14 protein-coding genes and 1 tRNA gene are annotated in these 16,490 nt (G+C 61.6%); 3 read left to right on the top strand and 12 right to left on the bottom strand.

Annotated elements, in window-relative coordinates:
• Window positions 1–27: 27 nt before the first annotated feature.
• Window positions 28–210: a sulfur starvation response protein OscA gene (gene oscA / locus ACM6IM_RS18490; RefSeq protein ID WP_007945260.1), complete on the bottom strand. Its 183-nt coding sequence runs from the start codon at window positions 208–210 to the stop codon at window positions 28–30.
• Window positions 211–418: 208 nt separating this feature from the next.
• Window positions 419–2,350, bottom strand: a complete 1,932-nt coding sequence (gene dibA, locus ACM6IM_RS18485; RefSeq protein WP_414865950.1) for a phosphodiesterase DibA — start codon at window positions 2,348–2,350, stop codon at window positions 419–421.
• Window positions 2,351–2,496: 146 nt separating this feature from the next.
• Between dibA and desA the strand changes: the two genes are divergently transcribed.
• Entirely contained in the window at window positions 2,497–3,684 is a 1,188-nt protein-coding gene (desA, locus tag ACM6IM_RS18480; RefSeq protein WP_201196449.1) for a delta-9 fatty acid desaturase DesA, read from the top strand.
• Window positions 3,685–3,828: 144 nt separating this feature from the next.
• Entirely contained in the window at window positions 3,829–4,818 is a 990-nt protein-coding gene (locus ACM6IM_RS18475; protein ID WP_192307418.1) for a GGDEF domain-containing protein, read from the top strand.
• A gap of 84 nt (window positions 4,819–4,902) precedes the next feature.
• On the opposite strand, the gene ACM6IM_RS18470 is transcribed toward ACM6IM_RS18475, so the two are convergent.
• The 3 genes from ACM6IM_RS18470 to gabD all read right to left on the bottom strand — a co-directional run bounded on the left by ACM6IM_RS18470 (window position 4,903) and on the right by gabD (window position 9,170).
• Entirely contained in the window at window positions 4,903–6,123 is a 1,221-nt protein-coding gene (locus tag ACM6IM_RS18470) for an HDOD domain-containing protein (protein ID WP_414865949.1), read from the bottom strand.
• Between the two features lie 138 nt (window positions 6,124–6,261).
• On the bottom strand, window positions 6,262–7,539 hold the full coding sequence (gene gabT, locus ACM6IM_RS18465) for a 4-aminobutyrate--2-oxoglutarate transaminase (RefSeq protein WP_192307416.1): 1,278 nt from the start codon (window positions 7,537–7,539) through the stop codon (window positions 6,262–6,264).
• Between the two features lie 188 nt (window positions 7,540–7,727).
• Window positions 7,728–9,170, bottom strand: coding sequence for an NADP-dependent succinate-semialdehyde dehydrogenase (gene gabD, locus ACM6IM_RS18460; protein ID WP_192307415.1), 1,443 nt, complete (start codon window positions 9,168–9,170; stop codon window positions 7,728–7,730).
• 348 nt (window positions 9,171–9,518) lie between these two features.
• Between gabD and ACM6IM_RS18455 the strand changes: the two genes are divergently transcribed.
• Window positions 9,519–9,595 (top strand) — tRNA-Arg (locus ACM6IM_RS18455).
• A 214-nt stretch (window positions 9,596–9,809) separates the two neighbouring features.
• Here ACM6IM_RS18455 and ACM6IM_RS18450 read toward each other — a convergent pair.
• From ACM6IM_RS18450 to ACM6IM_RS18420, 7 genes are all read right to left on the bottom strand, one after another.
• Window positions 9,810–10,112 (bottom strand): DUF6124 family protein, encoded by a 303-nt coding sequence (locus ACM6IM_RS18450; protein ID WP_414865948.1) that lies wholly within the window; start codon window positions 10,110–10,112, stop codon window positions 9,810–9,812.
• Between the two features lie 417 nt (window positions 10,113–10,529).
• On the bottom strand, window positions 10,530–12,170 hold the full coding sequence (locus tag ACM6IM_RS18445) for a methyl-accepting chemotaxis protein (RefSeq protein ID WP_414865947.1): 1,641 nt from the start codon (window positions 12,168–12,170) through the stop codon (window positions 10,530–10,532).
• Window positions 12,171–12,573: 403 nt separating this feature from the next.
• On the bottom strand, window positions 12,574–12,837 hold the full coding sequence (locus tag ACM6IM_RS18440) for a hypothetical protein (protein WP_207195642.1): 264 nt from the start codon (window positions 12,835–12,837) through the stop codon (window positions 12,574–12,576).
• Window positions 12,838–12,857: 20 nt separating this feature from the next.
• Entirely contained in the window at window positions 12,858–13,460 is a 603-nt protein-coding gene (locus ACM6IM_RS18435) for a hypothetical protein (RefSeq protein ID WP_414865946.1), read from the bottom strand.
• Entirely contained in the window at window positions 13,457–14,017 is a 561-nt protein-coding gene (locus tag ACM6IM_RS18430; protein ID WP_414865945.1) for an RNA polymerase sigma factor, read from the bottom strand. Before ACM6IM_RS18430 ends, ACM6IM_RS18435 begins: the two co-directional genes overlap by 4 nt.
• Window position 14,018: 1 nt before the next feature.
• The gene (locus ACM6IM_RS18425; RefSeq protein WP_414865944.1) at window positions 14,019–15,707 is read right to left on the bottom strand and encodes a vWA domain-containing protein; all 1,689 of its coding nucleotides are present in this window, start codon (window positions 15,705–15,707) and stop codon (window positions 14,019–14,021) included.
• Between the two features lie 86 nt (window positions 15,708–15,793).
• A complete protein-coding gene (locus ACM6IM_RS18420) occupies window positions 15,794–16,354 on the bottom strand; it encodes a YbhB/YbcL family Raf kinase inhibitor-like protein (protein WP_201196464.1) in 561 nt (186 codons plus the stop codon).
• Between the last annotated feature and the right edge of the window lie 136 nt (window positions 16,355–16,490).

Here is a 16,490-nt window from a genome sequence, read left to right as displayed (position 1 = left end):
GTTGGCGGGAATCGGGTTGCCGGCTGTTCAGCTCGGTTTGTTACTGGGGTTCTGCAAACGGAATTTTTCCTTGCGCTCGATCTGGACGACCTGGGCGTTGTGCACAGTGATTTCCACCGCACCGAAACGCAGGTCGCGCAGGGCGCTCTGGATCTCACGCAAAATCGTGGCTTCGTCTTGACCGTCAACGCTACGCAGGGATGCGCTCATGGTGCTGCTCCTTCGACTGTGGGGTTGCCCGGCAGTCTCCGGGACTGCTTGCGGCGTGAGTCCAATATTAGAGAGGTGCGGATATTCTTAAAAAGACTATTTAAGAATGTTTATATAACCAGAATTCAGAGACTGGCGGGAGGGGGGACGCAGAGCGTCCCGAGGGACGCCCCCAGGCAGGCGCTATCGATGGGGAGCGTGGGAACGATCAGGGGTGGGTGAGCGGGATGGTCGGCACTCGCGTCCAGTCCAGTTCCCCGGCCGGCACGGGGCGGCCGAACCAGTAGCCCTGTCCCAAGTCACCGCCCTGTTCAAGGATGAACGCCGCCTGTTCGGCCTGCTCGATCCCCTCGGCATGCACCTGCATGCCCATGCTCTGCGCCAGGGCGATGATGACCCGCACGATGGCGCCATCGTCCTCGTCCCAGGGCAATCCGGCGACGAAGCCCTGGTCGATCTTGAGTTTCTGCACCGGCAAGCGCTTGAGGCGCAACAACGAGGAATAGCCGGTGCCGAAATCATCGATGGCCAGCCGCACGCCGAGTTCGCGCAGGCGGTACATCTGCTCCAGCGCCACTTCAGGGTCGTCCATGACTGCGCTCTCGGTCACTTCCAGCTCCAGATACGCCGGATCCAGGCCGGTATCGTGCAGCGCCTGCGCCACTTGCTGATACAGCTCGTGGCGAGCGAACAAGCGTGACGAAACGTTCACCGCCACAAACGACAACGCCAACCCCGCCCGTTGCCACTGGCACATCTGCTCACAGGCATGGCGCATGACCCAGGCATCGATCTCGGCGATCAACCCGGTCCGCTCGGCAATGGGAATGAACTCCGCAGGGGAAACCAGCCCCCGTTGTGGATGCTCCCAGCGCACCAGCGCCTCGACGCCCACCAGGCGACAGCTCTTGAGGTCGTGCACCGGCTGGTAGTAAACCCGAAGTTCGTGCTGCTCCAGCGCCCGACGCAGTTCGAACGCCGTCTCGACGCGCTGCTGCGCATGCGCGGTCAACTCTTCGGTGTAGAGGGCATAGCCGTCACGGCCGGCGCTTTTGGTCTTGAACAAGGCCGAGTCGGCATTGCGCAGCAGTTGTTCGGCGCTCAGCGCATCGCCGGGAAACAGGCTGATGCCGATACTCGCATTGATGAACAATTGATGCCCATCGATCGGGAACTGCTCCTTCAGGCCATCGAGGATGCGCTGGGCCAGTGCAGCCGCCTGCACCAGCTGAGGACAGTTTTCCGCCAGCACGGCGAATTCGTCACCGCCAAGCCGCGCCAGGGTGATCCCCGGCCCGAACATCGCCTTCAGGCGCCTGGCCACCGCCTTGAGCAGCTTGTCCCCGATGGTGTGGCCGAGGCTGTCGTTGATCATCTTGAAGTGGTCCAGATCGATCAGCAGCAACGCGCAGCCGCGTTTGTTGATCTGCGCCGACGCCAGGGCCTGCTGGGCACGGTCGGTGAACAGCAGACGATTGGGCAGGTCGGTCAGCGGATCATGGTGAGCCAGGTACTTGAGCTCGTGCTCGGAGTCCTTGATCTTGCTGATGTCGGAGAACACGGCGACGTAGTGGCTGAGCTCGCCGTGGTCATCGCGGATCAGGCGGATGGTCTGCCACTGCGGATAGATTTCCCCGCTTTTGCGGCGGTTCCAGATTTCGCCGCTCCATTCGCCACTGCGCTGCAAGGCCTCGAACATGGTCTGGTAGAACGTTGCCGGGTGGTGACCGGACTTGAACATCCGGGGTTCCTGCCCCAGGACTTCTTCACCCTGGTAACCGGTGATTTGCATGAACGCGCGGTTCACATGGACGATCACGCCCTTGCGGTCGGTGACCAGCACCCCTTCGCGGGTGCAGTCGAACACGGCGGCCGCCTGACGCAAACGCTCGCGGTCCGCGTGGTGCTCGCGCAATGTCGCGCCAAAGCCCAGGCAACGGAGCAATTGCGTGCGGGCAAGGAATATCAACCCGGCGCTGAACAGCACCCAGACGTAGCCGTTGATCAGTTGCCAGCGCAACTGCTCATCGGAGTTATCGAAGAAACTGTTTAATAAATAGCCACTGAACTGCAGCCAGATCACTGACAGCAACAGATAAAGCAGTGCCGCACGCAATGCGACGCGATAGGTGGCAGACATTTCGTGCTGTCCCTGTCTACAAAAAGGTTCGAATTATAGGTCAAGTAACATCCAGAGACTCTTATCTGAAAGGGCGACTGGTTTTATCTGTGTGCTCAGTGATAATGCAACGGCTGTCTTTTTCTTTTTCGAGGGCCCTATAGCCTATGTGGTACCAAGGTTTTCTCGGCTTGTCGCCCTGGTCGCTGGTGGCAGTCACCCTGCTGATGACCCACGTTACGATCATTGGTGTCACGGTCTATCTGCATCGTTATTCAGCCCATCGCTCCCTCGAGCTCAATGCCGGCCTGAAACATTTCTTCCGTTTCTGGCTGTGGCTGACCACCGCGCAGAACACCCGCGAGTGGACCGCCATCCACCGCAAGCATCACGCCAAATGCGAAACCGTCGATGACCCGCACAGCCCGGTCATCAAGGGCTTGTCCACGGTACTGCGCAAAGGTGCCGAGCTTTATCGCGCCGAGGCGGAGAATCCCGAGACCCTGCGCATCTACGGCAAGAACTGCCCCGAGGACTGGATCGAGCGCAACCTCTACAGCCGTTTCCCGCGCCTGGGCGTGGCGCTCATGGCCGTCATCGACCTGCTGCTGTTCGGCACCCTCGGCATCACGATCTGGGCCATCCAGATGATGTGGATTCCGATCTGGGCCGCCGGCGTGGTCAATGGCCTGGGCCATGCCGTTGGCTACCGCAATTTCGAATGCCGCGATGCCGCGACCAACCTGGTGCCCTGGGGCATCCTGATTGGCGGCGAAGAACTGCATAACAACCATCACACCTACCCCAACTCGGCAAAACTGTCGGTGAAAAAGTGGGAATTCGACCTGGGTTGGGCCTGGATCCAGGTGTTCTGCTTCCTGAGGCTGGCCAAGGTTCAGCGGGTGGCGCCAATTGCCCACCGGGTCGAAGGCAAGGGCATCCTGGACATGGACACCGCCATGGCCATTCTCAACAACCGCTTCCAGATCATGGCCCAGTACCGCAAGCTGGTGATCGCGCCGCTGGTCAAGCAGGAGCTGGAAAAGGTCGATCATTCGGTCCGCCACCAGTTTCACCGGGCCAAACGCCTGCTTTCGCGAGAAACCAGCCTGCTCGATGACAAACACCACCTGCGCATCCAGACCATGCTCGAGCACAGCCACGCGCTGAAGGTAATTTACGAGAAACGACTGGCCCTGCAGCAGATCTGGGTCAAGACCAGCGCAAATGGTCACGACATGCTGGCCGCGATCAAGGATTGGGTGCACGAGGCCGAAGCCAGTGGCATCCAGTCCCTGCGCGACTTTGCCGACCAGTTGAAAACCTACTCCCTGCGCCCTGGCGCCATCGCCTGACACCGTTGATCGGTGCGCCCGGTTTTGCGGGCGCACCCTTCGGAACTTCGCTGCAATTCCCCTATCTCAAAGACACTTCGCCACTACGGCGGGCCTGGCTGTGGTCGCGGCCAACACGCAGCATGCCCTTTGAGATTTGTGTCGATGGTCAACAAGAACCTGCAAGACTCACCCCTGCCCCAATGGCCCGAGGCCGCGCAGACCCTGATGGCATTGATGCATGCCCAAGGTGAAGTCGCACGCCTGAGCGAACGCGAACAGTTGTTCAGCTCTCTGCTGGTGACCGTCAACGCCGTGCTGTGGGCTTTCAACTGGGAAACCCGTGAGGTGCTCTACGTCAGCCCCGCCTACGAACGGATTTTCGGCCGTTCCGCAGGCCTGCTGCTGGCCGACTACAACCAATGGCGCGACAGCATTTACCCTGACGATCTGGAGTACGCCGAGCGCAGCCTCGCCGAGGTGCTGGACAAAGGCGCCGTCGAAGACCGTGAGTACCGCATCATCGCCGCCGACGGCCAGGTGCGCTGGCTCAGCGACAAGTGCTTCATCAACCGCCAGGCCGAACCGGGCCAGCCGGTGATCATCGTCGGCTTTGCCGAAGACATCACCGACAAGAAAAACATGGAAAGCGAGTTGCATCGCCTGGCCACCATCGACGTCCTGACCCAGAGCAGCAACCGCCGGCACTTCTTCGACTGCGCCCACCGTGAGTTCGAACTGGCACGCCAACAAGGCGGGCCGCTGGCGTTTCTGTTGCTGGACATCGATGACTTCAAGCTGATCAACGACACCTATGGCCACCCGGTCGGCGACAGGGTGCTGCAACAGATTGCCGAGACCGGGCGCGGAGCACTGCGTCGTGGCGACGTGTTTGGACGCATCGGCGGTGAGGAGTTTGCGGCGGTGTTTCCCGGCTGTGCCCCCGACATGGCCATGCAAGTGGCCGAACGCCTGCAACGCGAAATCCAGCGGCTGAGTTTCAGCCATGAGCACCAGACATTCGGCATCACCGTCAGCCAGGGCCTGACCAACCTGACCGCTGAGGATGCAAACATCGAAAGCCTGTTTGCCCGGGCGGATGCGGCGATGTACGAAGCCAAGCGCCAGGGCAAGAACCGGATCATCTCCGGCTGACAGCTCGCCTGAGCACCACCGATCTTTTGCGCGACCACAAGCCATTGTGGGAGCGAGCCTGCTCGCTCCCACGGGTGAGATCCCTCATCCCGACTTCTTGCGCATCCGCGTCAATTCCGGCAAACCGATCTTGAGCAGGCGCGCCGTGCGGCTTTTCGCCAGTTCCTCGAGGCCCTCATGCTCGTTCAGGCGTGCCAGCTGCGCCGCCATGTTCATCACCAGCGCTTCGCGCGAATACACCCCGCCACCGAGCTGGTAGACCGCCGCAATCAGCTCGCGCAGCTCCAGCGGCAGGCGCCAGCGGGTGCGCAGCGCCGAACCGTAGGCGGCGCCGAACTCGACCAGCGCCTCACCGATTTCTTCCTGTTCATCCAGCGCTCCGCCGGCCTGCCGCCATTCCTGCAAACAGCGCAGCAACGCCAGGTCACCCAAACGGTGCAGCATACCGGCGCAATAGCAGCGCTCCTGATCCAGATCCAGCAGGCGTGCCAACGTGCGGGCGTACTCGGCGGTGTGCAGCGAGAGGTCCCAATAACGCTCGGCATAGTCCGCCAGGATCGGATCACTCAGTTGCGCGCTGCGCTTCAACGCCAGGCCGAGAATCAGGTTCATGCTCTGCCCGGTGCCGAGGCGCTGCAGCGCCTGGGGCAGGGTTTGCACGGCAGCGCCATGATGCTGGGCCGCACTGTTGGCGGCGGCGATCAGCACCGCCGTGATCTGTGGATCATTACGGATTTCATCCTCCAGCAGCGTCAGATCGAGGCCATTGGGGTTGAGGCTGCGCTTGACCGCCAATTGCACGTCGGTCATCAGCGGCGCGCCGTCGGTGAGTTCGCGTCGACGTTCAAGAAACACCGACAGCGTCATGCCCGGCGCCAGCGCCGGGACCTCGCAGAACACCTCTTCGCCGGCGTCGAGCAGCAAACCCTGCAAGCGTTGGGTCAGGCTGTCCATGTTCAGCGGCTTGGTCAGGTACGCCGTGGGCGCCAGCGGCAAGGCTTCGCGCACGCTGGCGCTGTCGCTGCGGTTGCTCATCAGGATAAACGGCAAGGGTGGATTGCGTTTGCGCTGACGCACACCGCGCAGGACATTCAAGCCATCCACGCCCGGTAACTCCCAGTCGGCAATCACCAGGTCGTAAGCGTTCTCCGCCAGGCGCGCCAGCGCCTCCTTGCCGTCGGCACACAGGTCCAGGCGCGCATCGCAGCGCACCTTCAGCAAGACTTGCTTGAGCAGATCACGCGACCAGGGATCGGCCTCGGCAATCAGCACCCGGGGTACAGCAGGTAGATCAACAGCAGTCATGCACAAAGCTCCCTCTCAATACGTGCACCTTAGTCAATGCGGGCGATTGGAAACAGACCTGTGTGTTTCGCAGGCAAAAAAAACCCGCCGAAGCGGGTTTTTTGTCGATCAGGTCACACATTCATCGCAGCGCTGCAATCACAGCTCGGAGAAGCACTCTTCGATGATTGCCAGGCCTTTGTCCAGTTGCTCGTCCGGCGAGGTCAGCGGTACCAGCACGCGCAATACGTTGCCGTAGGTGCCGCAGGACAGCAGGATCAGGCCCTTGTCGCGCGCCTTGGCCACAACCGATGCCACGGCGGCAGCGTTTGGCTTGTGGCTGTCGCCGTTTTCGAACAGCTCGACAGCGATCATCGCACCCAGGGCACGGACTTCACCGATCACCGGGTACTTGGCCTGGATGGCCTTCAGGCCGGTAACCAGACGCTCGCCCACTGCCTTGCAGCGATCGAGCAGGTGTTCTTCTTCGAACACTTCCATCACGGCCAGGGCCGCGGCGCAAGCGATCGGGCTACCGGCATAGGTGCCGCCCAGGCCGCCTGGAGCGATGGCGTCCATGTACTCGGCCTTGCCGCAGACACCGGCCAGCGGGAAGCCGCCAGCGATGGATTTGGCGAAGGTGGTCAGGTCGGCCACGACACCCATCTGCTCCATGGCAAAGAAGGTGCCGGTACGGCCAGCGCCGGTTTGCACTTCGTCAGCGATCAGCAGGATGCCGTGCTGGTCGCACAGGGCACGCAGGCGCTTCATGAACTCTTTCGGCGCGACGTAGAAACCACCTTCGCCCTGAACCGGCTCGATGATGATCGCAGCGATGTCCTTCGGCTCGGCGTCGTTCTTGAAGATGCGCTCGATGCTGGCGATCGAATCATCGATGCTCACGCCATGCAGTTCGTTCGGGTACAGGGCGCGGAAGATACCGCCTGGCATCAAGCCCATGCCGGCCGAGTAAGGCACGACTTTACCGGTCAGGCCCAGGGTCATCATGGTACGGCCGTGGTAAGCGCCGGTGAACGCGATCACGCCGGCACGACCCGTGGCGGCACGGGCGATTTTCACGGCGTTTTCCACCGCTTCCGAACCGGTGGTGACCAGCAGGGTTTTCTTGGCGAAATCACCTGGCACCTTGGCGTTGATTTTTTCGCACAGTTCCACGTACGGCTCGTAGGCCAGTACCTGGAAACAGGTGTGGGTCAGCTTGTTCAGTTGCTCGGTCACGGCAGCGATGATTTTCGGGTGCACGTGGCCGGTGTTCAGCACGGCGATGCCGCCGGCGAAATCGATGAACTCGCGACCTTCGACGTCGGTCACGGTGGCGTTCTTCGCCGACTCGGCGAAGATCGGGTGAATCTGGCCAACACCACGTGGAACAGCGGCGACACGGCGGGCCATCAAATCTGCGTTAGTCTTGCTCATTACAGTCCTCATTCACCGCTCATCGGGCGGCGTGGTTCAAGGATGACGCGGCGGGGAGTCAACGATGGCAGCATGCGATGATCGACTGCCACAGCGTTCCCGGCCGCAAAGAAATTGCCGTTTGAAGCGGCGCAAAGGGACAGCGCTCTCGTGCCCTTTGCGCTTGAAGCCATGCCTTGCCAGGACGTTTAGATGCCCAGGCAGAGGTATTTGATTTCCAGGTAATCTTCGATGCCGTACTTGGAGCCTTCGCGGCCCAGGCCCGAGGCCTTGATGCCGCCGAACGGCGCGACTTCGTTGGAGATCAGCCCGGTGTTGACGCCGACCATGCCGTATTCCAGGGCTTCAGCCACACGGAATACACGGCCCAGGTCGCGAGCGTAGAAATACGAAGCGAGGCCGAATTCGGTGTCGTTGGACATCGCGATCACTTCCGCTTCATCTTTGAAGCGGAACAGCGGCGCCAATGGACCGAAGGTTTCTTCCTTGGCCACGGCCGCGTTTTTCGGCACGTTGGTCAGGATGGTCGGCTCGAAGAAGTTGCCTTCGATGGACTTGCCGCCGGACAGCACGGTAGCACCTTTGGACACGGCGTCGGCAATGTGCTCCTGCACCTTGGCCACGGCTTTCTCGTCGATCAGCGGACCGGTGGTGGTGCCTTCTTCCAGACCGTTACCGATCTTCAGCTTGGCGACCGCAGCCTTGAGCTTCTCGGCAAATGCATCGTAGACCGAGTCCTGGATGTACAGGCGGTTGGCGCAGACGCAGGTCTGGCCGTTGTTGCGGTATTTGGAAATGATCGCGCCTTCGACGGCCTTATCCAGGTCAGCGTCGTCGAACACGATGAACGGCGCGTTGCCGCCCAGTTCCAGAGACACTTTCTTGATGTCCTTGGCGCATTCGGACATCAGTTGACGACCGATCTCGGTCGAACCGGTGAACGACAATTTGCGCACGGTCGGGTTGCCGGTCAGCTCGCTGCCGATGTCGCCAGCGCTGCCGGTCACCACGCTGAACACACCGGCCGGGATGCCGGCGCGCTGGGCCAGTTCGGCCAGGGCGAAAGCGGAGAACGGGGTTTGCGAAGCAGGCTTGAGCACCATGGTGCAACCGGCGGCCAGGGCCGGGCCAGCTTTACGGGTGATCATCGCGGCCGGGAAGTTCCACGGGGTGATCGCGGCAGTCACGCCGATCGGCTGCTTGATCACGATCAAGCGCTTGTCGGGCTGGTGGCCCGGAATCACATCACCGTAGATGCGCTTGGATTCTTCGGCGAACCACTCGATGAAGGAGGCGGCGTAAACGATTTCACCCTTGGCTTCGGCCAATGGCTTGCCCTGCTCGAGGGTCATCAGGCGCGCCAGGTCGTCCTGGTTCTCGATGATCAGTTCGAACCAGCGACGCAGCTTGTTCGCGCGGTCCTTGGCGGTCAGTGCACGCCAGGCCGGCAGGGCCTTGTCGGCCGCTTCGATCGCGCGGCGGGTTTCGGCAGCGCCCATTTTCGGCACGGTGCCCAGGATTTCGCCCGTTGCCGGGTTGTTGACCTTGATCGTCTGACCGCTGTCCGCGTCGACCCAAGCGCCATCAATGAAGGCTTGCTGGCGGAACAACAGGGTGTCTTTAAGCTGCATGTCGGCTTTCCTTAACAGCGCCGCGCGCGCGCGGAGCAAATTATGATTGTAGAAAGGCGCCAAAAAGGCTGCCGTCAGGGAAATCATTCACCGGGTGCAGGCACACAAAAAGCGCACGCAAAGGGTTCGTGCGGTTCAGCACCCAGACAAGAGCGTTTGAAATCTCAAACGAATCCTAGGATCAAAGGGGGTAAAGGACAATAGCCTGTTCGAAAAAAAGAACGAAAACGCCGCCTTTGCCGCTTTTTTCGGATCAGCGTAGCAAACCCGGGTTACGCTTTGAAAAAGCACCGTCGAATCAGCAGCATGGACGCCTGCCATGCATATGAGTATCATGGCGCCCGCGTTGCACCAGTAGCTCAGCTGGATAGAGTACTGCCCTCCGAAGGCAGGGGTCGTGGGTTCGAATCCCGCCTGGTGCACCATAGTCAAAACGAGAAAGCCTCAGGCCGCAAGGTCTGGGGCTTTTTTGTGGGCGCCATACCGTATCGTCGTCATTGTGGGCACGAGACCTGTCGGCGCTTGCCAACGATTACCTGGGCCGCCGGATGCCGGGTGGTTGCGTTGTGCACCACCCTCGCCGGCAGGCGGTCTCGCCCCACCCCACATGAGCCAGTGCCCATTCCTGACGGCCGATGCCTACGCGTCAGCGACGCGGTTTTGTTGTCTGGCGAAGATGGCGGCCATTGCCGGGTCGTCCAGATGATCCAGGGCTCGTTCGACCAGCAGGTGCACACCGTCGGCCATACGGTTGATGGCCAGGGCTATTGAGCGGCGCGAGCCGTCCACCTCGTCGGCGAGCGCGCGGATCGACAGCAGGTCCTCCGAGGCGTTGGCGAGCAGGGTTTCGGTGTTGATGTGGGGGCTCACGGTGAAGAGCGAACCTTGGCTTTCAGGTTGCTCCGGTTCGGTGATGGGTGGGTCGGGGACTGTCTTGGACATTTGACTAACTCCAGAAGTGGAGCCGTTCACACGTCGCTGCTAAACGATGGTGGCGGCTGTGCGCGGGTTAGCAGACCGGGGAGTTAGCAAACCGGCGCGCCCGAGGGCGCCCCACGCACAGCCGCCATTGAAGTACAGGTGCGTCACCTGACTGAAGAGGATGTCATGCACTTCACCAACCACTGCGAGCTGCTAAACCCGATCACTGACAACCAGTGATGCGAATCAAACTACCGACCGGTCCCAAAGCGCACAAGCCGGCGGATTCTGGCGTGGCCGTAGGCAACGACGCAAGCCTTTGTAGCTTGCAGGAAGTAACGCCCTGCCCGGTTAAACATCCCCCCACTACCATTGGCCGGAACGCCATTTCTGTAGGAGCGAGCCTGCTAGCGATGCAGGTCCGGGCAGCGCGGGCAGTCAGGTCCGGAACACGCTCAGCCCGCCCTTGAGCGCCCGGGCCGTGCTGCCCAGTGCGGTGGCCGAATCATGGATTTCGGCAATTCCCTGGTGGGTATGTTCGAAGGTTTCATGCATGCCGCCCAGACGGCCGGCGATGTCGGTGACCGCGTGCTGGATTTCTTCACTGCTGGTCAGCGCACGATCCATCGTATCGCTGACCCGGCCCATCTGCTGCACCAACCCATCGATGACACCCAGGGTGCTGTCGGAGGTCACGGCCAGGGTGCGCGACTGTTCGGCGGTACTGCCCATGCGTTCGGCGATCTGGCGAATACCGCTGGTGACGCTGTTGATTACCTGGTTGGCATCGCCCAGCACTCCCTGGGTTTGTGCGGCCAGCTTGCGCACTTCGTCAGCGACCACCGCAAAACCGCGCCCGGCTTCACCGGCACGCGCGGCTTCGATGGCGGCGTTGAGGGCCAGCAGGTTGGTCTGGTCGGAAATCCCGGCAACCATCTGCAACACCTGGCCAATCTGTTCGGCCTCGCGGCTCAGGTGTTGCAGGTCGCCCGCCAGCTCGATACTGGCCGAGGTGCTCTGGTGCACGTCGCCGATCAGCCGCTGCAACTCCTGATGGGTTCGGCTCAACTCGCCGACCGCGGATTGCAGGTCGCCGCGCACGGTGTCGGCCAGGCTCGAGGAATCCTCGGCCGCCTGACGAATCGATTGGCCGTGCTGGTTGATATCGGCCAACTGCCCGCCCGCCTGCTGGATGCGCTGGGTAATCTCGTCGGAGAGCTGCAGGAATATTTCCGCCAGCCGCTGATTGCTGTCGGCCATGCCGGAAGCGCTGCCCAGGGTCTGGCGCAGGTCCTGAAGTAAGCTCGACAGGTGCGTGCCCATCTGCCCCATTTCATCGCCATTGAGGACGGTGACGGTCGTGGACAAATCCCGCCGCTCGGCGATGTGGTTCAACTGGCCGGTGAGGTGATGAATCCCACGCACCAGCATGCGCGCGGCCAGCCAGGACAGCAGCAGCCCGACCATGAAGGTCGCAGCGCCGATCAACAACAAGCGGTGGAGACTGGCCTGGATGGCCTGTGCAAGGGCGTCGAGCGTGACGTCGACACCGACGACAAAGGGCTGCCCGGTGGCGCTGCGCAGCGGCAGGAAAATGGAGCGGAAACTGCCAAAGCTGTCGGTGTACTCATCGAATTGCACCTGACCGCTTCGGGCCGCCTCGACCACTGCGGGGCTGGCGTCGACATAGTGCTCCAGGTGTTTGGAGTAGGTGCCACTGGCGATGTCCTTGGCACTGGCACTGTCGGCCAGGTAGAACACTTGCCCCTGGCCATCGACCATCAGGCCGTAGGCGTACTTGAGATCGACCTGCGCCGCGTATTCGCCAAGGTTCTGTACCTGCGCCTCGTACTCTCCCGCTTTCAGGCCGCTGACCTGGCGCGTGCGTTCAAGATAGTCCTCACCGAGCAGGCGCGGCACCGCGTAGGCGACGGTCCGCAGGCGGTTATCGATCTGCTGACGAATATCTTCGGATTTGGAGTACTGGGCGTAACTGATGAAGGACGCAATACTGATCAAGTTGACAACCGTCAGTGCCAACAACAGTTTGGTTTGCAGGCGCAGATTACGCAGGAACATGGCGGAGAATCCAATGCATGCCCGGCAATCCAAGCTGGGCGAGTATCATTTTTATCGGACCCAACATCGAAAACATTAATGGCAGTTCGCCTGCACTTACACTTTCGATAAAGGGCGTTCGATATTCCAACCTCTCCAAGTTCTGCGAGATACAACCCGGTGTAAAAAGGAATTTGACAGTTTCGCCAGCGCCCCAAGCTCCGGAATCCTGGGGCACCGGGCGAATCCGCGCCTGATCTACAGATGAGCTTATCGCTGGCCGCTCCATTGACCGGCATTGTTACAACGACGACCCTGGATAAAACCCGGCTGCCAATAACTGCCACAGGACGAAATGTTAATTATATTGTTCGGTTAACCGGAAAAACTTCCATCGTTATAAAACCGCCGAAGTGGTTTCTTTTCATTCGGTGGTCCAGTCAAACTCGTCGTAATCATCCTCGTCGTCCTGGAAATCCTCTTCCTCAACGACGTGGTCGTCGAGGGCTTCTTCGGCCTGCTTCGCCAGCAGAAACTCCTTACGACTCTCGGTAATGGCTCGTCGCAGTTCCTCGCCCTTGTCCGGGCAATTGAGCATTTGCGCGATGCGATCGATTTTTTTTGCCACGGCATCCTCCAACGCATCGGCTATGCGTCGATAGTGCGCGTTTTCGGGCGCTGATGCCAAATGGCTGGCCGCTGCGCATTTCAGTTTTTCTGCAATTGCTTGAGCCGGGCGCTGAGGTTTTCCTTGGGAAAACGTTTGTGCAGTGCGGCCAGCAGGTCATCCGCCGCCTGTGTCTGGCCGGCATTCTGCAGGCGCAGCACTTCACGCAATTGCTCATCCAGGGTTTTCACCGGGACGGCGGCGCGCTTGCTGACTGTTGCTTCATCGGCCCTTTCGGCGCTGATCGACTCGCTCGGCGCAGGGGCGGCGAAATCGGCCATCGGTGCAGCCGGGGCCGGCGTGGACAATGAGCGCGCGACTGACGCTGGCGCCTGCATGGACTCCTTTTTGGTGATCGGTGCGGACGCTTTGGGGGCGAAGTCGCCAGCGGATTCCCGTTCCGGCGCGGGTTGCACCAGCGCCAGCATCAGGGCGACGCCGACCAGGCTGGCGAAAGCGACCTGCCATCGGGGTTTCTGGCAAGCCCGGACCCAGCGTTGCCACAGGTTCGGTTTTGGCGCGGGGACTTCACGTTGCGCGGCCGCGAGGATGAACGCATCCAGATGGGCCGGCGGTTCGCCTGGCGCCTGTTCACGGTAATGCTCAAGCACTTGCTCTTCGGGTGCAGGACGGGCGTCAGTCATGTCAGTACCTCCTCGGCCAGCAGCCGACGCAGTTTTTGCTGGGCGTAACGCAAGCGGCTCTTGACCGTTTCCAGCGGTGTTTCGGTGAGGGTGGCGATCTGCGGCAGGTCGAGTTCGCCGTGGGCACGCAGCAGGAACACTTCGCGCTGGTCGGCGGGCAAGGTGTGCAAAGCGGTTGCGAGGCGCTGGTGGTCGCGGCTCAGGTTCAGCAACTGTTCGGGGTTGGCCGCTTCGTCGCCCACGGCGTGGAGCTGTTCGTCATAGCTGTCGTGCAAAGGGTTGTGGATTCCGTGTTTGCGCCACTGATCGATCAGACGATTGCGGGCGATCTGGTAGAGCCAGGTCCGAAAATTCGCCCGACCTTGTGGCTGGCTGGTGCTGCGGATCAGGCTCAGCCAGGTGTCCTGGTAAACCTCTTCGACCAGTTCGGTTTTGCCGCTGAGGCCAAGCAGAAACCGATAGAGGCCTTGCCGGTGGCGAGCGTACAAAATCTCGAACGCCGGCCCGTCGCCGGCACGATACCGGGCCAGCAGGGCTTCGTCGCTCAGCGCCGACATGTCAGTTGTCACCGCTTGCAACCGGATCACTGTTGGACGCGGTCGTGGTGGTGCGCAGACTTTGCGCCAACTCCACCAACTGCACGAACTCGGCGCGCAAACCGAATCGATCCTCACCCCGGGCACCGCGCGCCAGGGCCTCGGTGTCCTTCAAGCTGAACCCGCCGGTGTAACGCCCGTCCTTGAGTTGCTGGGAAAACGCCGCCACCGCCGCCGCGAATCGCAGGTCGTCGCTGACCTTGCCAGATACAGCGCCTGCAATCGGCCGCTCGATCAAGCGACTGTCGCCACCCTCCGGCAACTGATAACGCACCCGCAGCATCGCCATTTCCCCCTGACGGTCGGACATCACGACGTCTGGCTTGCCGTAGCGCAACGGCTCCAGCCAACCCTGCTCGCCCCTGGGCACAATTTCGTACAACGCCGTCACCGTATGCCCTGCGCCGATTTCACCGGCATCGACTTTGTCATTGGTAAAGTCCTCACGTTTCAGGGTGCGGTTTTCATAACCCAGCAAGCGGTATTCGCTGACCTGCGCCGGATTGAACTCCACTTGCAGCTTGACGTTTTTCGCCACCACCGTGAGGGTCGAGCCGAGTTGATCCACCAGCACCTTGCGCGCCTCACGCAAGTTGTCGATGTAGGCGTAGTTGCCATCGCCGGCATCGGCCAGTTGTTCCATCAGCTGTTCATTGTAGTTATCCACACCGAAACCCAGGGTGGTCAGGGAAACGCCGGTCTTGCGCTTATCCACCGCCATTTGCCTGAGGCTGTCGAAGTCGCTGACGCCGACGTTGAAGTCCCCGTCGGTGGCCAGCAGCACACGGTTGATGCCCTTGGGAATATAAGCCTGTTGCGCCTGTTGATAAGCCAGCTCGATGCCCGAGGCCCCGGCGGTGGAACCACCCGCCGTCAATTGATCGATGGCCGTGCGAATTTTCGCTTTTTCCCGTCCGGAAGTTGGCTCGAGGACCACCCGCGAATCCCCGGCGTAGACCACCAGTGACACCCGATCCTGCTCGCGCAGTTGATCGACCAGCAGTTTCAGCGTGCTCTTGACCAGCGGCAGGCCTTCGCGGCGGTCCAACGAACCGGACACGTCCACCAGAAACACCAGGTTCGCCGGGGCCAGTTCAGCCACCGCGCGGTCCGAAGCCTTGATGCCGATGCGCAGCAGACGGGTGTGCGGGTTCCAAGGCGACGGGGCCAGCTCGGTGCTCACGCCAAACGGAGAGCCATCGGCCGGCAACGCATAGTCGTAGGGGAAGTAATTGACCATTTCCTCCAGGCGTACCGCGCCCTCGGGGGGCAGGCGGCCCTGGTTGAGCAAGCGGCGCACGTTGGCATAGGCGCCGGTGTCGACGTCGGCGCCGAAGGTGGAAACCGGTGCCTCGGCCACGCTGTGAATCGGGTTGTCCGCCAGCGCCTGATACTGCTCGCGCGGCTCATCGCGATAGCCCGGTGGCGCTGACTCCGCAGCGAATCCGGCCATCGGCGCCGCACGCACGCTGCGCTTGCTCAGCGCCGCATCGGCCATGATCGCTTCCTGCATCACGGGCGCAGGCGCCACTGCAGCGGACACGACGGTCTTGTCAGGCGTGGACGAAACACCACAACCGGCGACGGCCAGCAACCACCCGGCGGCAAAACCCTGGGCGACCGGGCGGAGGAAATACGAAGGGAGGGACATGGGGGCTGACCTCAGGAGGAAATTGATCCATTCATCCTCTGAGACGGGCCGCCGAACCGGTTCGGGTTAAACCCGCTGAAAAAATTTCAGCGGTGATAACGCCGCACCACGCTGCTGTTTCTCAGGACGTGGCCTTTGATTTTTTCCAGCAGTTGCGCGCGGGTCAGGCCAGCCGGCAAGGCGTCGGGGGCCAGATCCAGGGCGTAGAGCTGGACGATGTAGTGATGGGAGCTGTCGCCCACTGGCGGGCATGGCCCGATGTAGCCGACGGTGCCTTTGCTGTTGGTGCCCGCCGCACCTTCGAAGGTGGATTTGGTGCCCGCACCGGGCGGGATCTGCCGGGTGCTGGCCTTGATGCCGTAGTGAATCCAGTGATCGACGCCCTGGCCTTTCTGGCCGTCCGGGTCGTGCATGACCACGGCGTAGCTCAGGGTGCCCGAGGGGCCGGCATTCCAGCTCAGGGCCGGCGACTGGTTCTTGCCGCCGCAGCCACTGGCATCGCTGGCCGCCACCGAAGTGAAAAGCCGGTTGTCGGTCACGCCAGGCATGCTGACGGTAAAGCGTTCTGCGGCCTGTGCCGGAAACTGCACGCAAAGGGTAACGGCAAAAGCCGCCAGCCAAGGGTTCAGAGAGGTCAATCGGGTCATACCGGAGCACCTTGTGCGGGTGGGGCCGTGGTCGGCGTGCAAACTATAGCCGGACCGCTCGTGCGGTGGCAGCCGGATTTGGCTGAACCTCGGAATAAAGCCCGAACTCTTAAGTGAAACGCCTGCCTGGAGAACG

It is taken from the genome of Pseudomonas sp. IT-P12 (assembly GCF_949767465.1).
Taxonomy (GTDB): domain Bacteria; phylum Pseudomonadota; class Gammaproteobacteria; order Pseudomonadales; family Pseudomonadaceae; genus Aquipseudomonas.
The sequence above is the reverse complement of the archived record's forward strand: the minus strand, read 5'-3'. Positions and strand labels throughout refer to the sequence as shown.